Origin of the sequence: Aeromonas genomosp. paramedia (genome assembly GCF_023093515.1) — a bacterium.
GTDB lineage: Bacteria > Pseudomonadota > Gammaproteobacteria > Enterobacterales > Aeromonadaceae > Aeromonas.
This window is the reverse complement of sequence record NZ_JAAROG010000017.1, coordinates 312,751-327,901: the sequence shown is the minus strand read 5'-3', so window position 1 is coordinate 327,901 and position 15,151 is coordinate 312,751. Positions and strand designations below refer to the sequence as shown.

Sequence of the window (15,151 nt, the reverse complement as noted above, 5' to 3'; positions counted from 1 at the left end):
CAAGGAGGTGTCGGTTACCCGATCACTCCTCTTCGGCCCAGCGGCGTGAGCGTTCGACCGCCTTCTGCCAGCCGCTGTAACGTTTGGCGCGATCTGCCTTGTCCATCTGGGGGATGAACTCGCGATCGACGCTGAACTTGTCTTCCAGCTCGTCGGAGCTCTTCCAGAAGCCGACGGCCAGACCTGCCAGGAAGGCGGCGCCCATGGCGGTGGTCTCGATGCGGGTCGGACGCACCACAGGGGTGTGCATCATGTCGGCCTGGAACTGCATCAGGAAGTCGTTGGCCACGGCGCCACCGTCCACCTTCAGGGCTGCCAGCTTGATGCCGGAGTCCTGCTGCATGGCATCCAGCACGTCGCGGCTCTGGTAGGCGATGGATTCCAGGGCGGCGCGGATGATGTGGTTGCGGTTCGCGCCACGGGTCAGGCCGACCATGGTGCCACGAGCGTACGGATCCCAGTAGGGGGCGCCCAGACCCACGAAGGCCGGCACCAGATAGACGCCGTTGGTGTCCCCCACCTTGCTCGCGAAGTAGTCGGTATCGCGGGCATCGTGGATGATTTTGAGCTCGTCACGCAGCCACTGGATGGTGGCGCCGCCCATGAACACCGCACCCTCGAGGGCATAGTTCACTTCCCCTTTCGGGCCGATGGCGACCGTGGTCAGCAGGCCGTTGCTGGAGCGAACCGGCTCGGTGCCTGTGTTCATCAGCAGGAAGCAGCCGGTGCCATAGGTGTTCTTGGCCATGCCTTTCTCGAAGCAGAGCTGGCCGAACAGGGCGGACTGCTGGTCACCGGCGATGCCGGCGATGGGGATGCGGGAGCCGCCGCCACGGGTGGTGTAGCCATAGACCTCGGAGGAGGGCTTGACCTCGGGCAGCATGGAGGCGGGGATGCCCAGCTCGTCCAGCATCCGCTCGTCCCACTTCAGATCGCGGATGTTGTAGAGCATGGTGCGCGATGCGTTGGTCGGGTCGGTGACGTGCACCTCGCCGTTGGTCATCTTCCACACCAGCCAGGTGTCTATGGTGCCGAACAGCAGCTCGCCGTTCATCGCCTTCTCGCGGGCCCCTTCCACGTTGTCCAGGATCCACTTCACCTTGGTGCCGGAGAAGTAGGCGTCCAGCACCAGGCCGGTGTTTTCCCGCACGTACTCTTCCAGGCCGCGGGCCTTGAGTTCTTCACAGATGGCCGCGGTGCGGCGGCACTGCCAGACGATGGCGTTGTAGACGGGTTTGCCGGTGGCTTTCTCCCACACCACTGTCGTTTCACGCTGGTTGGTGATGCCGATGGCGGCGATCTGCTCGCTGTGCAGGCCGCTCTTGGCCAGCACCTCGGTGAAGACGGAGGACTGGGTCGCCCAGATCTCCATGGGGTCGTGCTCGACCCAGCCCGCTTTCGGGTAGTGCTGGGTGAATTCGCGCTGTGAGGTCGCGACTATGTTGGCGTCCTGATCGAACACGATGGCACGGGAGGAGGTGGTACCTTGATCCAGCGCGACGACAAATTTCTTTTCAGCAGACATGATGTTCTCCACGTTCTTATTTTCCACGTAAGGGACCGCTCTTAGGCGGCGGCCTCTTCTTTATTGGACAGCTTGGCGGCTTCTTCGGTCACGACACGGTTGCCCGGGACGCAGGGAGCCAGCACTTTCACATACAGGGCGGTACCCAGCTGGGCGCCGACGATGGGGCCGAGAATGGGGACCCAGAAGTAGGGGTTGTCGCGACCGCCGGTCAGGGCCACATCGCCCCAGCCTGCAAAGAAGGCGAACAGTTTGGGACCAAAGTCACGGGCCGGGTTCATGGCAAAACCGGTCAGGGGGCCGAGGGAGGCGCCGATCACCGCGATCAATATGCCGATCAGCAGGGCGGCGGCGAAGCCTTTGGGGGCGCCGTTGTTGTTGTCACCCAGCGCCATGATGCCCAGCATCAGGACGGCGGTGATCACCAGCTCGACCGCGAACGCCTGCATGTTGGAGAGCAGGGCATTGGGGTAGGTGGAGAAGATGCCGGCGGTGCCGAGGCTCTCTACGCTGCCACGCACCACGTTGTGGGTCAGTTCCCACTGGGTGAAGAGGTTGCCATAGAGGAAGTAGACCAGGGCGGCGGAGGCGAAGGCACCCGCTATCTGGGCGATGATGAAGGGCACCACCTTGCGCTTGTCGAAGCCGCAGAAGGTCATCAGCGCCAGGGTCACCGCCGGGTTCAGGTGGGCGCCAGAGATGCCGCCGGTCACATAGATGGCGATGGCGACCCCCAGGCCCCAGGTAATGGAGATTTCCCATTGCCCGAAGTTGGCGCCAGCCAGCACCAGGGCGGCCACGCAACCGACGCCGAAGAAGATCAGCAGGCCGGTGCCGATAAACTCGGCGAGGCACTCGCCGAGCAGGGTATTGGGTCTTTGTATGCTCATAGTTGTTATTCCTTATATCCACCCAGAGTAGGTTTGATGTTCCGTTTCGTTATCTTGCATTCCCATTTTTTGCGTCCGAAAACGTTTCTTCTTGTTATTTGAGCTGACGCAAACGTTATGCTCGTTTGCGCTCGTTCTTGGACGAGAGAGAAAATAAACCTTCTGTGCCAATTCACCAGACCCCCGCCACCGGAAATGTGGACAAGATCCCATTCATTGCTAAGAAAATGTGACGAAAAGCAACTGTTAGCGGTGGCATTACTCCTTAGTGGGTAGCCGCATTCCTTGCCCTGCAAGGGCTGGAGGCCGATGAGCGATCACTCATCGGGTGACATTTTTTGTAATAAAACTGCAATAATTCAGCCTTCATCACAGATTGAATGTTCACAAATGAGCACAATAGGCTCGCTTGCGAATAAGGACTCATCTGGTCGCAGGCACGATCGGGGCACCCTCAACCGCCCATAACAACAATAAGGACGCAGAACATGCTTAGTCTCTTCAGGCCTGCACCCCACATAGAGCGGCTACCGGCCGACAAGGTGGATCCCTTCTACAAACGCATGCGCTGGCAGGTGTTTTTCGGGATCTTCTTCGGGTATGCCGGCTACTACCTGGTGCGCAAGAACTTCAGTCTGGCGATGCCCTACCTCATCGAGCAGGGCTTCTCCCGCGGTGATCTGGGCCTGGCCCTGTCCGGCGTCTCCATCGCCTACGGTCTCTCCAAATTCCTGATGGGGAACGTGTCGGATCGCTCCAATGCGCGCTACTTCCTCTCCGCCGGCCTGCTGCTCTCGGCCGGCATCATGTTCATGATGGGGACAGTGCACTGGGCTACCTCCAGCATCGCCATCATGTTCGTGCTGCTGTTCCTCAACGGCTGGGTTCAGGGCATGGGCTGGCCGCCCTGCGGTCGCACCATGGTGCACTGGTGGTCACAGAAGGAGCGGGGCGAAGTGGTCGCGGTCTGGAACGTGGCCCACAACGTGGGTGGCGGCATGATAGGTCCGCTGTTCATCCTGGGGATGGGCTGGTTCAATGACTGGCGCAGTGCCTTCTATGTACCGGCTGCTGCTGCCGCCGCCATTGCGGTGATCGCCTTCTTCGTGATGCGTGATACCCCGCAATCCGTTGGTCTGCCCCCCATCGAGGAGTACAAGGACGACTACCCCAAGGATTACAACGAGAGTCACGAGCAGGAGTTTTCCGCCAAGGAGATTTTCGTCAAGTACGTGCTGCACAACAAGCTCTTGTGGTACATCGCCATTGCCAACGCCTTCGTTTATCTCATTCGTTACGGTGTGCTGGACTGGGCGCCGACCTACCTGAAAGAAGCCAAAGACTTCAGCGTGGATCACTCCTCCTGGGCCTACTTCCTCTATGAGTGGGCGGGCATCCCGGGCACCCTGCTGTGCGGCTGGATCTCGGACAAGCTGTTCCAGGGCCGCCGCGCCCCGGCCGGTATCCTGTTCATGGTGCTGGTGACCCTGGCGGTGCTGGTCTACTGGCTCAACCCGGCGGGCAACCCCACCGTCGACATGCTGGCACTGGTCGCCATCGGCTTCCTGATCTATGGCCCCGTCATGCTGATAGGTCTCTATGCGCTGGAGCTGGCGCCGAAGAAGGCGGCCGGTACCGCGGCGGGCTTCACCGGTCTGTTCGGTTATCTGGGTGGCGCCGTGGCGGCCAACGCCATGCTGGGCTACACCGTTGACCACTTCGGCTGGGACGGCGGTTTCATGGTGCTGACCGCATCTTGCGTGCTCTCCATCGTGCTGCTGGCAATGACCCTCAAGCACGAGAACATCGCCGTCGCTGCCAAGAAGGCCGCTGCCGACAAGGCATAAAACGTGATCCTGCCCTTATCAGTCCGAAAAGGGATAGGGTACACTGCCAAAGGCCCCGCAATGCCGGGGCCTTTTTTCGTCTCTCAAGCGGAGTGCAAGCGTGAAGCAAACCCAACGACATCTGGAGATCCTGGACGTTCTGACAAGGCAGGGCTTTGTCTCGACCGACGATCTGGTGACCCATTTTGACGTCAGCCCCCAGACCATTCGCCGGGATCTGAACGATCTCGCCGAGCAGAACAAGATCAGGCGCCATCACGGCGGGGCCTCATTGCATTCGAGTACCGTCAATACCGCCTACAGCGCCCGCAAGGTGATGCAGCTCAAGGAGAAGGAGCGCATCGCCCGCGAGGTGGCCGCCAACATTCCGGACGGCTCATCGCTCTTTATCGACATCGGCACTACCACCGAAGCCATCGCCCGTGCCCTGCTGGACCACAGGGAGCTGCGCGTGGTCACCAACAACCTCAACGTCGCCAGCATACTCACCGCCAAGGATGACTTCACCGTCATCATCGCCGGTGGCGAGATCCGCAACCGGGACGGCGGCATCGTCGGGGAGGCGACCCGTGACTTCATCGGCCAGTTCCGCATGGACTATGGCGTCATCGGCATCTCCGGCATCGACAACGACGGCTCCTTGCTCGATTTCGACTACCACGAGGTGAAGATAGCCCAGGCCATCATCGCCCACTCCCGCCAGGTGTTCCTGGCCGCCGACCACACCAAGTTCGGCCGCAATGCCATGGTCAACCTCGGCAACCTCAACCAGATCCACGCCCTGTTCACGGATCAGGAGCCGCCGGAGAAGCTGATGCGACTGATGTCCCAGCATCAGATCGCCTGCCACATCTGTTGAGTCTCCCCACGCCGCACTAGCATCAGGCCGCCATCAGGCGGCCGCTTTCTTGCTGCTCTCTCACGGGGCCTTCCCCATGCGGGGCGCCTTGCCCCTGCAACCTCTCTCCTTCTGTCCCTGTGGCGCCGTCTCGGCTGGTCGCTGCCTGCTTGAGCTAAAAACAACGGCTCTCCTCTCGACCCAGGTGGTTTGCCTCTGGGCAATCTCAGCTTCAGGGCCGGGCTCCTTCGGCCTCGGCCAGTCGCGCCCGCATCCGTTGCGGCAGCTTCGCCCCGGGCAGTAGGGGCTATGGCGAGGGCTTGGGGTGGCATCTTGTCACCGACCGGCAGCATTTTTAGCATTGTCAGAACAATCGCGATCACATTTCTCTCACGAAATGTTCGTTTATTGGTTTTTCATGTTCTAATATGAGCGAAATCAAACATTGCCGGCATGGCGAACACAAAATAAGAAAGTAGGTGAACATGAGCGAACATTATGATCTGGTCGTCGTCGGCGGCGGCATCAACGGGGTCGGCATTGCGGCGGATGCGGCGGGGCGGGGGCTGAAGGTGGCGCTGTTCGAGGCACAGGATCTCGCCTCGGCCACCTCGTCCAACTCCAGCAAGCTGATCCACGGCGGCTTGCGCTATCTCGAACATTACGAATTCAGGCTGGTGAAAGAGGCGCTGGCGGAGCGGGAGGTGCTGCTCGGCATGGCGCCGCACATCGCCCGTCCCATGCGCTTCCGGCTGCCGCACCGCCCGCACCTGCGCCCGGCCTGGATGATCCGTGCCGGCCTCTTCCTCTACGACAACCTGGCCAAGCGCGACAAGCTCAAGGGGAGCTGCGGCCTGCGCTTCCTGCCGCAAGATGGCCTCAATAGCGGCATCAACAAGGGGTTCGAGTACTCGGATGCCTGGGTCGACGACGCCCGCCTGGTGGTGCTCAACGCCATGATGGCCCGGGACAAGGGCGCCGATGTGCAGACCCGCACCCGCTGCGTCAAGGCGGTGCGCGGATCCAAGCACTGGACCCTGACCCTGGAGCGGGAAGGGGGCGAGCAGTTCAACGTCACCTGCCGTGGCCTGGTCAATGCGGCCGGCCCCTGGGTCAAGACCTTCTATGACGAGAGCCTGCACGAGAAATCCCCCCGTGGCATTCGTCTCATCAAGGGCAGCCACATAATCGTGCCGCGCATCCATGAGCGCGAAGAGGCCTATATCCTGCAAAACGAGGACAACCGCATCGTCTTCGTCATTCCCTACCAGCAGGACTACTCCCTCATCGGCACCACGGACGTGGAGCACCATGGCAGCCCGCGGGAGGCGAAGATCAGCGAGGCCGAAATCAGCTACCTGTGCAAGGTGGTCAACGCCCACTTCACCCGCCAGATTGCCCCCTCCGAGGTCATCTGGACCTATGCCGGGGTGCGGCCCCTGTGCGATGACGAGTCCGACTCTCCCCAGGCGGTGACCCGCGACTACACCCTTGAGCTCTCCGGCGAATCCGATGGGGCGCCGCTCTTGTCGGTGTTTGGCGGCAAGCTCACCACCTATCGCAAGCTGGCCCAGGCCGCCTGCAACAAGCTCAAACCCTGGTTCAGCCAGATGGGGGAGGACTGGACCGCCACCAGCCGTCTGCCCGGCGGCGAGTTCGACTGCTCCACCACAGAGCTGGCCCGCGCCTACATGCTCGAATTCGACTGGCTGGACGAGCGCAGCGCCCGCCGCATCGCCGAGGCCTATGGCAGTCATGCCCGTCTCTGGTTGCACGAGGAGCGCGGCCAGCACTTTGGTGCCGGACTGTATGAGTCGGAAGTGCGCTATCTGATCAGCCGCGAGTGGGCCCATTCGATGGAAGATATACTGTGGCGCCGCAGCAAGCTGGGGCTGCGCCTCTGTGATGCCGAGCAGCAGCAACTGCACGCCTGGCTGGAGCAACACCATCACGCCCTGCCCAAGGCAAGCTGATGAAGAAGCGGGCGGCCCTTGCCGCCCGCCGTTAAACTGCAATAAACCTCTGCTATAACAACTACCTACATCCAATAAACAATAACAAAGAGCCGTTCTTATGAAACAACCTCACCTCTCCCTGGTGGCCCTTGGCCTCGGGGTTGCCCTCGCATTGCCCGCCCTGGCCGCAGATGACGGCAAGATAGTGATCGCCCACCGCGGCGCCTCCGGCTACCTGCCCGAGCACACCCTGGAGTCCAAGGCGCTGGCCTATGGCATGGGGGCCGACTATCTGGAGCAGGATCTGGTGATGACCAGGGATGACCAGCTGGTGGTGATGCATGATCACTTCCTCGACGGCATCACGGATGTGGCGACGCGCTTCCCCGGCCGTGCCCGCCCGGACGGCCGCTACTATGTGGTGGACTTCACCCTGGCCGAGGTGCGCTCCCTGCGCATGACGGAGCCGTTCCAGCTGGTGGAGGGCAAGCAGGTGCCCGTCTATCCGGCCCGCTTCCCGCTGTGGAAGTCCGACTTCAAGATCCACACCTTCCAGGAAGAGATAGAGATGATCCAGGGGCTCAACAAGAGCACCGGCAAAGAGATCGGCATCTATCCGGAGATCAAGGCCCCCTGGCTGTTCCGCCACGAGGGCAAGGACATCTCCAAGGCGGTGCTGACCGTGCTCAAGGAGTACAGCTACACCGGCAAGAGCGACAAGGTCTATCTGCAGAGCTTCGACGTGGATGAGCTCAAACGCATCGACACCGAGCTGATGCCGGCCCTCGGCATGGACTTGAAGCTGGTGCAGCTGATGGCCGAGACCGACTGGAACGAGACCATGGTCTACGACGCCAAGGGCAAGGCGACCCCCTACGACTATGGCTGGATGTTCAAGCCGGGTGCCATGAAGACCATAGCCGGCTACGCCGACGGCATAGGCCCCTGGAAGCCGATGATAGTCACCGAGCCGGGCACCCCGGGCAAGCCGGTGTTCACCAATATGGTGAAGGAGGCCCACGCCGCCGGTCTCAAGGTACATCCCTATACCTTCCGCCAGGATGAGGGGCAGATCCCGGCCTATGCGAAAGACTTCACCGACTTGCTCAACATCTTCCTCTATCAGGCGGATGTGGACGGGGTGTTCAGCGACTTCCCCGACAAGGCGGTGGCTGTCATCAAGGCCCACGGCAAATAATAAAAGAAGAGCAACACGGGAACGCAAGCGGGGTCAGGTGCCCCGCTTTTTTATGGCGGCAGGCTGGCCAGGGCGTGATGAGGGTTGGGGTGTAATTATTTGTTTACGACTTTCGTGGTGCAGGGGGCCTCTCACACGCTACTTTCTGGCTGTTTTGGTCACGGTAGTGGTCATTAATCCATCTATTGATGCACTGAACCGCTAGTTTCACTTGATTGTTTGTTTTTCCTTGGTAAGGTGAGGGCGGTTGCGTAACAAAGCGCTGACTTGTGTAAATAAATAAATACACCTTGGCGCAATTGGCTTAAATACAGTAGAGAGAATGAGAAAATGCAAAGAGACCCCCTGAACAACATCCATATCCAGTCCGAACAAGTGATGATCACGCCTGCCCAGCTCAAGGAGAAGCTGCCCATCTCCGACAAGGCGCTGGCATTCGTGCAAGGGGCCCGCAATACCATAGCCGACATCATCCACCGCCGGGATCACCGCCTGCTGGTGATCTGTGGACCCTGCTCCATCCACGACATGGACGCCGCCAAAGAGTACGCAACCAGACTCAAAGCGCTGCATGATGCCTACCAGGACTCTCTCTACATTGTCATGCGGGTCTACTTTGAGAAGCCACGCACCACGGTCGGCTGGAAGGGCTTTATCAACGATCCGAACCTCGACGGCACCTTCGACGTGGAGCTGGGACTGCACCGCGCCCGGGAGCTGCTCTGCTGGCTCGCCGAGCTGGAGTTGCCGCTGGCGACCGAGGCGCTGGACCCCATCAGCCCCCAATACCTGGCGGAGCTCTTCTCCTGGTCGGCCATCGGCGCCCGTACCACAGAATCCCAGACCCACAGGGAGATGGCGTCCGGCCTCTCCATGCCGGTCGGCTTCAAGAACGGCACCGACGGCAATCTGGGTACCGCCATCAACGCGCTGCAGGCGGCCTCCAGCCCCCACGCCTTCATGGGGATCAACCAGCAGGGCCAGGTCGCCTTGTTGCAGACCCAGGGCAACCCGGATGGCCACGTGATCCTGCGCGGCGGCAAGCACCCGAACTACGATTCTGTCAATGTGTCGCTGGCGGAAGAGGCGCTGGAGAAGGCGGGCCTTCTGCCCGGCCTGGTGGTGGATTGCAGCCACGGCAACTCCAGCAAGGATCACCGTCTGCAGCCCAAGGTGGCGGACAACGTCATCCACCAGATCCAGGAGGGCAACCGCTCCATCATAGGGGTGATGCTCGAATCCAACCTGTTCGAGGGCAACCAGTCCAGCGAGCAGCCCAAGTGCGAGATGCGCTACGGCGTCTCCATCACAGATGCCTGCATCGACTGGGAGACCACGGATGCGCTGCTGGCCCGCTGCCACAGCCAGCTGGCGGCGCCGCTCAAGGGCAGAACCGCGCTGTAAGTCGTGGTATCTTGTCGTAACTGATTGAACCATAGAGGTATCACTGCCCACGCAGTGATACCTTGTTGCCTCTTGAATCACAGGGCGCCGCCGCCTGCGGCGCCGGCAGGGACTGGATATGGCTGAAGAGTTGAATGCCCTCAGGGACAAGATAGATGCGGTGGACAGGCAGCTGATTGATCTGCTGGCCGCCCGTCTGGCCCTGGTGGGGGAAGTGGGTGAAGTGAAGAGCCGCCACGGCCTGCCCATCTATGCACCGGACAGGGAGGCGAGCATGCTGGCCCGCCGCCGGGCCGAGGCCGAACTGCTGGGGGTGCCCGGGGATCTCATCGAGGATGTGCTGCGCCGGGTGATGCGCGAATCCTATATTCTGGAATCCGCCAGCGAAAAGGAGAACCACTTCAAGTGCATGAAGCCGGAGCTTGGCAAGGTGGTCATCATCGGCGGTCAGGGCCAGCTTGGCCGCCTGTTCGGCCAGATGTTCGGCCTCTCCGGCTACCGGGTCGAGACCCTGGAGCAGGGTGACTGGCCGCGCGCCGACGAGATCCTCGCCGATGCGGGGCTGGTGATGGTGGCGGTGCCCATCGACATCACCTGCCAGATCATCGACCGGCTCGGCAAGCTGCCTGCGGATTGCCTGCTGGTGGACGTCACCAGCGTGAAGGCGGCGCCGCTCGAGCACATGCTGGCGGTGCACCAGGGGCCTGTGCTGGGGCTGCACCCCATGTTCGGGCCGGATGTGGCGAGCCTCGCCAAGCAGGTGATCGTCTGCTGCCAGGGCCGCGACCCCGCCGCCAGCCAGTGGCTGCTGGATCAGATGACCATCTGGGGCGCGCGGCTGCAACAGGTGGAGGCCAAGGCTCACGACGAGGCCATGACCCTCATTCAGGCGCTGCGCCACTTCGCCACCTTCGCCTACGGCTGGCACCTCTCCCGGGAGCAGGCCAACATCGACCGCCTGCTTGCCTTGAGCTCCCCCATCTACCGGCTGGAGCTCGCCATGGTGGGGCGGCTGTTTGCCCAGGATCCCCACCTCTATGCCGACATCATCCTCTCGTCACCGCAGAACCTCGCGATGATCCGCCGCTACTACCAGAACTTCGGCGAGGCGCTGGGGCTGCTTGAGCGGGGGGACAGGGAGGGCTTCATCGAGGCCTTCTCGCAAGTTTCCAGCTTCTTCGGCGAACATGCCGACGAGTTCCTGCGCGAGAGTCGCACCCTGCTGGCCCAGGCCAACGACCGTCGTCACCATGGTTGACGGCACGCATCCATAACAAAGGGGCCGCTTGGCCCCTTTTTTCATGCTGATCAGGCTGAGGCCCGGCTACTCGGCCGATGGCAGCCGCAGATCGGCGCCATCCCACCCCAGCGGCAGGGTGAGCAGCTGATCGATGAGCTCCCGGCGATCGGATTTCTCCAGATAGGCGAGGTAGAGCGGGCGGCTCAGCGCCTGTCCCCCTTCCACCAGGTGCAGTTGTCCCTGCTCCAGGAAGGGGCTCACCATGCGCCGCGGCAGATAGGCGGCGCCCCCGTTGGCCAGCACGAACTGCAGCGCCATGCTGGCCGAGCTCGAGTGCAGCACCGGGGTCTTCTGCAGGCTCTGCAACCGGCTCGAGGGCGGCTCGAAACTGGTGCCCCAGTCGAGGTGAATATGGGGCATCTGCATCAGGCTGTCCGCATTGGCGGCCGGCTCCCGGCTCACCAGCTCGAACACCAGCTCGCCTATGGGGTGCAGGGCTATCTCGTCTATCTTGGTCGGCTCGGAGAGCAGGGCGAGATCGAGGGAGCGCTCCAGCAACTGGCGGCACAGGTGCTCGCGAGACGCCGTCTCGAGCCGCACCGCGAGACCGGGGGCCAGGGCATAGACGTGGTTGAGCCAGTCATTGAAGTCGAGCTCCCAGAACACCGCGGGTGCACCTATGGCGAGCTGCTGACTGAAACCGGGGGAGAGGGCCACGTCCTGCTTGGCGCGGCCCAGGGTATGCAAGATGGCGTCTGCGTAAGGCAGCAGACGCTCACCGGAGGCGGTCAGACGGATGTTGTTGCGATGGCGGGCAAACAGGCTGACCCCGAGTTGTTGCTCGAGCTGGCGGATCCGAAAGCTGACCGCCGACTGGGTCAGGTAGAGATTCTCGGCAGCCCGGCCAAAGTGCCGGGTCTTGCTGACCTCGATGAAGGTCCGAAGCAGCTCGGTATCCATTAATCGAGGGACTCGTCGCTGCCACCGCCGCCACCGCCCTCAAAGCTGCCGCCCGCATCCTCATTGGCGCCACCCGCGACTGTGCACAGACGGTGCACCCGCTTGGGACCAATCACCTTCAGGTACTTGAACCATACCTTGGCATGGGGGTTGCTGCCGGCTGCGCCAGACTTGACCTGCTCGATGAAGGCGCTTTCTACGTCATCGCGGGGGGCCAGGTTGCCCTGATAGAGCGCCAGCATCACTGTGCCGTACTTTTCCAGACTGTCCGCTTCGGCCACGGTGAATTCGCCACTGCGACGCAGGCCACGGGGAAAATGTTTGAAGTCGTTGAAACGCTTGTCTGATTCGAAGCTCATAGTGCTCTTGTTCTGGTTAGTTTGACCTTTGCGGGCAAGTATCATCAGGCCGTCGCAGAGTGCAAAATCAATTTTCTTACTATGTTAATAAATATCTTTTATCGAACAGCCTTTGTCTCATCCCGAGGGAGGATTTTGCGGTCCACAGCACAAAAAGCCTGAAAAATAGTGGAGTTATGTCAGGTTTTGTACAGCTGTACCCGGTCTCGGCGGGGTGAAAACAATAAAATAAAGGCGCCATACGGCGCCTCTATTTGTTCATGGATTGGCTGAACCTGAGCGTCGGGCACTCATTCAATCATGGCTGGCTGCGCCAGGTTGTCGGCACGCCACAGACGGTAGCGCACTTCATACTCCTGCGGCACATAGATGACGAACGGCAGCTTGGAGTTGTAGTTCACGAAGAAGCCCTGACCATAGATCTGGACGAAGCTCTCTTTCTTCTGGCCATCCGGGCAGGCCATCAGGGTGCTGACAGGACCCGAGACCTGGCCCAGGGTCAGGTAGTTGTAGCCCCAGCCCTTGACGCTGTGCTGTTCCAGGTTGCCGGCGAAGCGGGGCAGGTTGCAGTCCACCAGCATCTTCTTGCCCACTTGCAGCTCGACCATCATGTCGGCTTCGTTTTCGACTTCCGGCAGGCGGATCACGACACGTTCCTGGTTCACTTCGGCGGCAGGGAACATGCTGATATCAAATTTTTTCGGTTCGGCGGCGAAGGCATGGCCGCCCAGTAACAAGGCGCCCAGCAGGCTAAAACGCAATACGGTTTTCATCTGTACCTCATGGGATTGGTTCAACGCCGCTAGACTAACCGCTCTGCCCGTTTCACGCCAGCGCTCCGGCGCGCAAAACCAGCCTGAACCGGCACAGGGTGACGTAATTTGATGCTTTTTTGACGCCTTCCACCCCAAAGGGGCCATTCGGGGGAAAACCGGGCAGGGGAGTCCCCGCCCGGACTGCTCACCTTACCAGCAGCACCTGCTTTGCCCAGGAGCCGGGGGCCCGTATGCCGATGGCGCCACTGGTGATGTCCAGATAGGCGACGCCCTTGCTGGCGGGCACCGGGGTGGAGGACCAGAGGTAGACATAGCCGTCGTTCACCTCCTTGCTGTCCCCGGCCATGGCGCGGGGGAAGAGGGTCTCGTTCAATGCCGGCTTGTAGCAGGCGGACTCCAGTATGCTGATGAGCTCCTTGATGGTGGGCAGGCGCCAATCGGTGTGGCCGCCGAAACCGTGGAGGGCATGGCTCGGCTCGGTGCGGATCCGCTCTGCGGTCAGCAGGGCCTGCTGCCAGTAGAGCCGGGTCGGCTCGCCGCTGCAGCTTCCATTCTGCCAGCTTTGGCCGAGCTGGCAGCGCATCCAGGTGAGGCCGGAAGCCCGGTCGGTGACGGTGCCGTTGCCGCGATCCAGGAAGCGGGAGCTTGGGCTGGTGCGCGGCAGGCTGTCGTCGCAGATGGCGATGGCCAGTGCCAGCGGGCTGCACAGGGTGAGCAGCAGGGTCAGAAGATACTTGTTCATCGGGTTACCTCGGCCACAAGGCGCAGTTGCAGACCGTTGGCATCATCGCTGTTTTGAACTGTGGTGGCGTAGTCGGTGCCGGCGTCATCGCCGAGGAAGATATGGGCGATGGCGCTCAGGGGGGCGCTCTCGAGGCGCCGGGACGGAGTCAGGGTCTGGCTCCAGTAGTAGCCGCTGAAATCCTTGGTCGTGGTGCCGACATCGGGGAAGTAGCGCACATCCAGGCTGACCCGCTGGCCATCCTGGCGGGCGAGGGAGCCGTAGTGCTGCAGGCTCATCAACTCGCGGGAGTGGGGCAGACGCCAGCCCTGGATGCCGCACAGCTGCTGCGCATCGAGCCATTGGCGATACTGCTCGGTGGTGCAGATGGCCTCCCCCTCGGGGCAGGCGTAGTCCAGCTCCTCCTGGGTGGGCACATAATCGCCGAGGGCCCAGGCGAAGGTGCGGTGCTTGTCTCGCGGACTGTCCGGATCATCGAGCTTCTTCTCCCAGACGAGGCCGGTGTTGAGATCCTCCACGCATTCCCACTCGTCGGCATTGTCCGCCAGGGGCTGCCCCTTGCCGTCCAGCTTGCGATAGCGCAGGGGCGCCTGGCCCAGGCTCGCCTCCTGGCCCGGGTGATCCGCAGGCTCCTGGGTCAGCAGGTAATCCACCCCGTCCATGTAGGTGGTGACGCCGCCGGCGGTCACCAACGCCCGGGGTTGCTGCTGCATCAGCACGGCGGCGAGTCTGGCCTGCTGGCTCAGGAGCTCGGGGCTGGCGGCAAAGTGCCGGGCGAGCTCGGGCAGCAGGGTGACCAGCCCCTGCCAGATCTGGCGTTGGCGCTCGCCGGTGGCGAGACCGGGCAGGCTGGCGGCGTCATCCCGTGTCGCCAGGGCGAGCGCCTCCAGAGCCCTGTTGAACTCCTCCAGCTGCACCAGGGCCGCGAGTCCCTGATCCGGTTGCAGGGGCGCAAGGGCGAGCAGCAGATCGGCCAGGGCCTGGGCAGGCGGTATCCCGTCCGCGACCCGGGTCTGCAGCAGCGTGCTCAAGGGGGTGGGGGTGAGGTGCTGATCGTCCAGGCGCGCCGCCGGGTGGGTCAGGGTCAGGGCGTCCGGCTCCCGGGGGAGGAACAGCAAGGGGCTGGTGAGCAGGCCGGGGGCGCTGGCGCTCAACTGGCGCGCGCCAGCCTCGCCACTGACCACGGGCTCGCCTGGCTCGCAGTTGTCGTTCTGGTTCTGGTTGACGCACAGGGTGCCCGCTGCGGGCAGGTTGACCGTCAGACGGTAGTCCGGCGCGGTCAGGGGCGCCTCGTCGGATCCGCCACCACCACAGGCGCTGAGCAGGGGGGCCAGCAGACAGGCCAGCGGGGTCATTCTCATCTTCATTTCTTGTCCTTGGAGGGGCCTTGGCCCCTCTTTGCTTTTATGGGGATGGA

General features: G+C 62.2%; 13 protein-coding genes. 6 read left to right on the top strand and 7 right to left on the bottom strand.

What is annotated here, in order from left to right; translation table 11 throughout:
* Nucleotides 1–22: 22 nt before the first annotated feature.
* Both glpK and HB860_RS11980 read right to left on the bottom strand, forming a co-directional pair.
* Complete coding sequence (gene glpK / locus HB860_RS11985) at nt 23–1,525, bottom strand: glycerol kinase GlpK (protein WP_139435909.1); 1,503 nt, start codon at nt 1,523–1,525, stop codon at nt 23–25.
* 41 nt (nt 1,526–1,566) lie between these two features.
* Nucleotides 1,567–2,415 carry an MIP/aquaporin family protein gene (locus HB860_RS11980; protein WP_005327692.1) on the bottom strand — a complete coding sequence of 283 codons (849 nt, stop codon included), beginning with the start codon at nt 2,413–2,415 and terminating at the stop codon, nt 1,567–1,569.
* A gap of 488 nt (nt 2,416–2,903) precedes the next feature.
* Here HB860_RS11980 and glpT point away from each other — a divergent pair, with 488 nt between their 5' ends.
* From glpT to tyrA, 6 genes are all read left to right on the top strand, one after another.
* Nucleotides 2,904–4,262, top strand: coding sequence for a glycerol-3-phosphate transporter (glpT, locus tag HB860_RS11975; RefSeq protein WP_139435903.1), 1,359 nt, complete (start codon nt 2,904–2,906; stop codon nt 4,260–4,262).
* Nucleotides 4,263–4,362: 100 nt separating this feature from the next.
* Nucleotides 4,363–5,121 (top strand): DeoR/GlpR family transcriptional regulator, encoded by a 759-nt coding sequence (locus HB860_RS11970; protein WP_005328190.1) that lies wholly within the window; start codon nt 4,363–4,365, stop codon nt 5,119–5,121.
* Nucleotides 5,122–5,585: 464 nt separating this feature from the next.
* Nucleotides 5,586–7,073: a glycerol-3-phosphate dehydrogenase gene (gene glpD, locus HB860_RS11965; RefSeq protein ID WP_247626791.1), complete on the top strand. Its 1,488-nt coding sequence runs from the start codon at nt 5,586–5,588 to the stop codon at nt 7,071–7,073.
* A gap of 100 nt (nt 7,074–7,173) precedes the next feature.
* On the top strand, nt 7,174–8,253 hold the full coding sequence (gene glpQ / locus HB860_RS11960; RefSeq protein ID WP_247626790.1) for a glycerophosphodiester phosphodiesterase: 1,080 nt from the start codon (nt 7,174–7,176) through the stop codon (nt 8,251–8,253).
* 330 nt (nt 8,254–8,583) lie between these two features.
* Complete coding sequence (locus tag HB860_RS11955; RefSeq protein WP_202046246.1) at nt 8,584–9,657, top strand: 3-deoxy-7-phosphoheptulonate synthase; 1,074 nt, start codon at nt 8,584–8,586, stop codon at nt 9,655–9,657.
* 118 nt (nt 9,658–9,775) lie between these two features.
* Nucleotides 9,776–10,915, top strand: coding sequence for a bifunctional chorismate mutase/prephenate dehydrogenase (tyrA, locus tag HB860_RS11950; RefSeq protein ID WP_247626789.1), 1,140 nt, complete (start codon nt 9,776–9,778; stop codon nt 10,913–10,915).
* A gap of 66 nt (nt 10,916–10,981) precedes the next feature.
* Here tyrA and hdfR read toward each other — a convergent pair whose 3' ends face one another.
* The 5 genes from hdfR to HB860_RS11925 form a co-directional block, all read right to left on the bottom strand.
* Nucleotides 10,982–11,857 carry an HTH-type transcriptional regulator HdfR gene (hdfR, locus tag HB860_RS11945; RefSeq protein WP_025326467.1) on the bottom strand — a complete coding sequence of 292 codons (876 nt, stop codon included), beginning with the start codon at nt 11,855–11,857 and terminating at the stop codon, nt 10,982–10,984.
* Nucleotides 11,857–12,216, bottom strand: a complete 360-nt coding sequence (gene maoP / locus HB860_RS11940; protein ID WP_005328181.1) for a DUF413 domain-containing protein — start codon at nt 12,214–12,216, stop codon at nt 11,857–11,859. The genes hdfR and maoP overlap by 1 nt, the downstream gene beginning before the upstream one ends.
* A 290-nt stretch (nt 12,217–12,506) precedes the next feature.
* Complete coding sequence (gene eco / locus HB860_RS11935) at nt 12,507–12,989, bottom strand: serine protease inhibitor ecotin (protein WP_005328180.1); 483 nt, start codon at nt 12,987–12,989, stop codon at nt 12,507–12,509.
* Nucleotides 12,990–13,176: 187 nt separating this feature from the next.
* Nucleotides 13,177–13,734: a DUF1566 domain-containing protein gene (locus HB860_RS11930; protein WP_247626788.1), complete on the bottom strand. Its 558-nt coding sequence runs from the start codon at nt 13,732–13,734 to the stop codon at nt 13,177–13,179.
* The gene (locus tag HB860_RS11925; RefSeq protein WP_348773034.1) at nt 13,731–15,089 is read right to left on the bottom strand and encodes a DUF1566 domain-containing protein; all 1,359 of its coding nucleotides are present in this window, start codon (nt 15,087–15,089) and stop codon (nt 13,731–13,733) included. The genes HB860_RS11930 and HB860_RS11925 overlap by 4 nt, the downstream gene beginning before the upstream one ends.
* Nucleotides 15,090–15,151: the final 62 nt, after the last annotated feature.

Coding starts and splice junctions, on each gene's coding strand:
- glpK (WP_139435909.1), bottom strand. CDS start 1,525: ATGTCTGCTGAAAAGAAATTTGTCGTCGCGCTGGATCAAGGTACCACC.
- HB860_RS11980 (WP_005327692.1), bottom strand. CDS start 2,415: ATGAGCATACAAAGACCCAATACCCTGCTCGGCGAGTGCCTCGCCGAG.
- glpT (WP_139435903.1), top strand. CDS start 2,904: ATGCTTAGTCTCTTCAGGCCTGCACCCCACATAGAGCGGCTACCGGCC.
- glpD (WP_247626791.1), top strand. CDS start 5,586: ATGAGCGAACATTATGATCTGGTCGTCGTCGGCGGCGGCATCAACGGG.
- glpQ (WP_247626790.1), top strand. CDS start 7,174: ATGAAACAACCTCACCTCTCCCTGGTGGCCCTTGGCCTCGGGGTTGCC.
- HB860_RS11955 (WP_202046246.1), top strand. CDS start 8,584: ATGCAAAGAGACCCCCTGAACAACATCCATATCCAGTCCGAACAAGTG.
- tyrA (WP_247626789.1), top strand. CDS start 9,776: ATGGCTGAAGAGTTGAATGCCCTCAGGGACAAGATAGATGCGGTGGAC.
- hdfR (WP_025326467.1), bottom strand. CDS start 11,857: ATGGATACCGAGCTGCTTCGGACCTTCATCGAGGTCAGCAAGACCCGG.
- maoP (WP_005328181.1), bottom strand. CDS start 12,216: ATGAGCTTCGAATCAGACAAGCGTTTCAACGACTTCAAACATTTTCCC.
- eco (WP_005328180.1), bottom strand. CDS start 12,989: ATGAAAACCGTATTGCGTTTTAGCCTGCTGGGCGCCTTGTTACTGGGC.
- HB860_RS11930 (WP_247626788.1), bottom strand. CDS start 13,734: ATGAACAAGTATCTTCTGACCCTGCTGCTCACCCTGTGCAGCCCGCTG.
- HB860_RS11925 (WP_348773034.1), bottom strand. CDS start 15,089: ATGACCCCGCTGGCCTGTCTGCTGGCCCCCCTGCTCAGCGCCTGTGGT.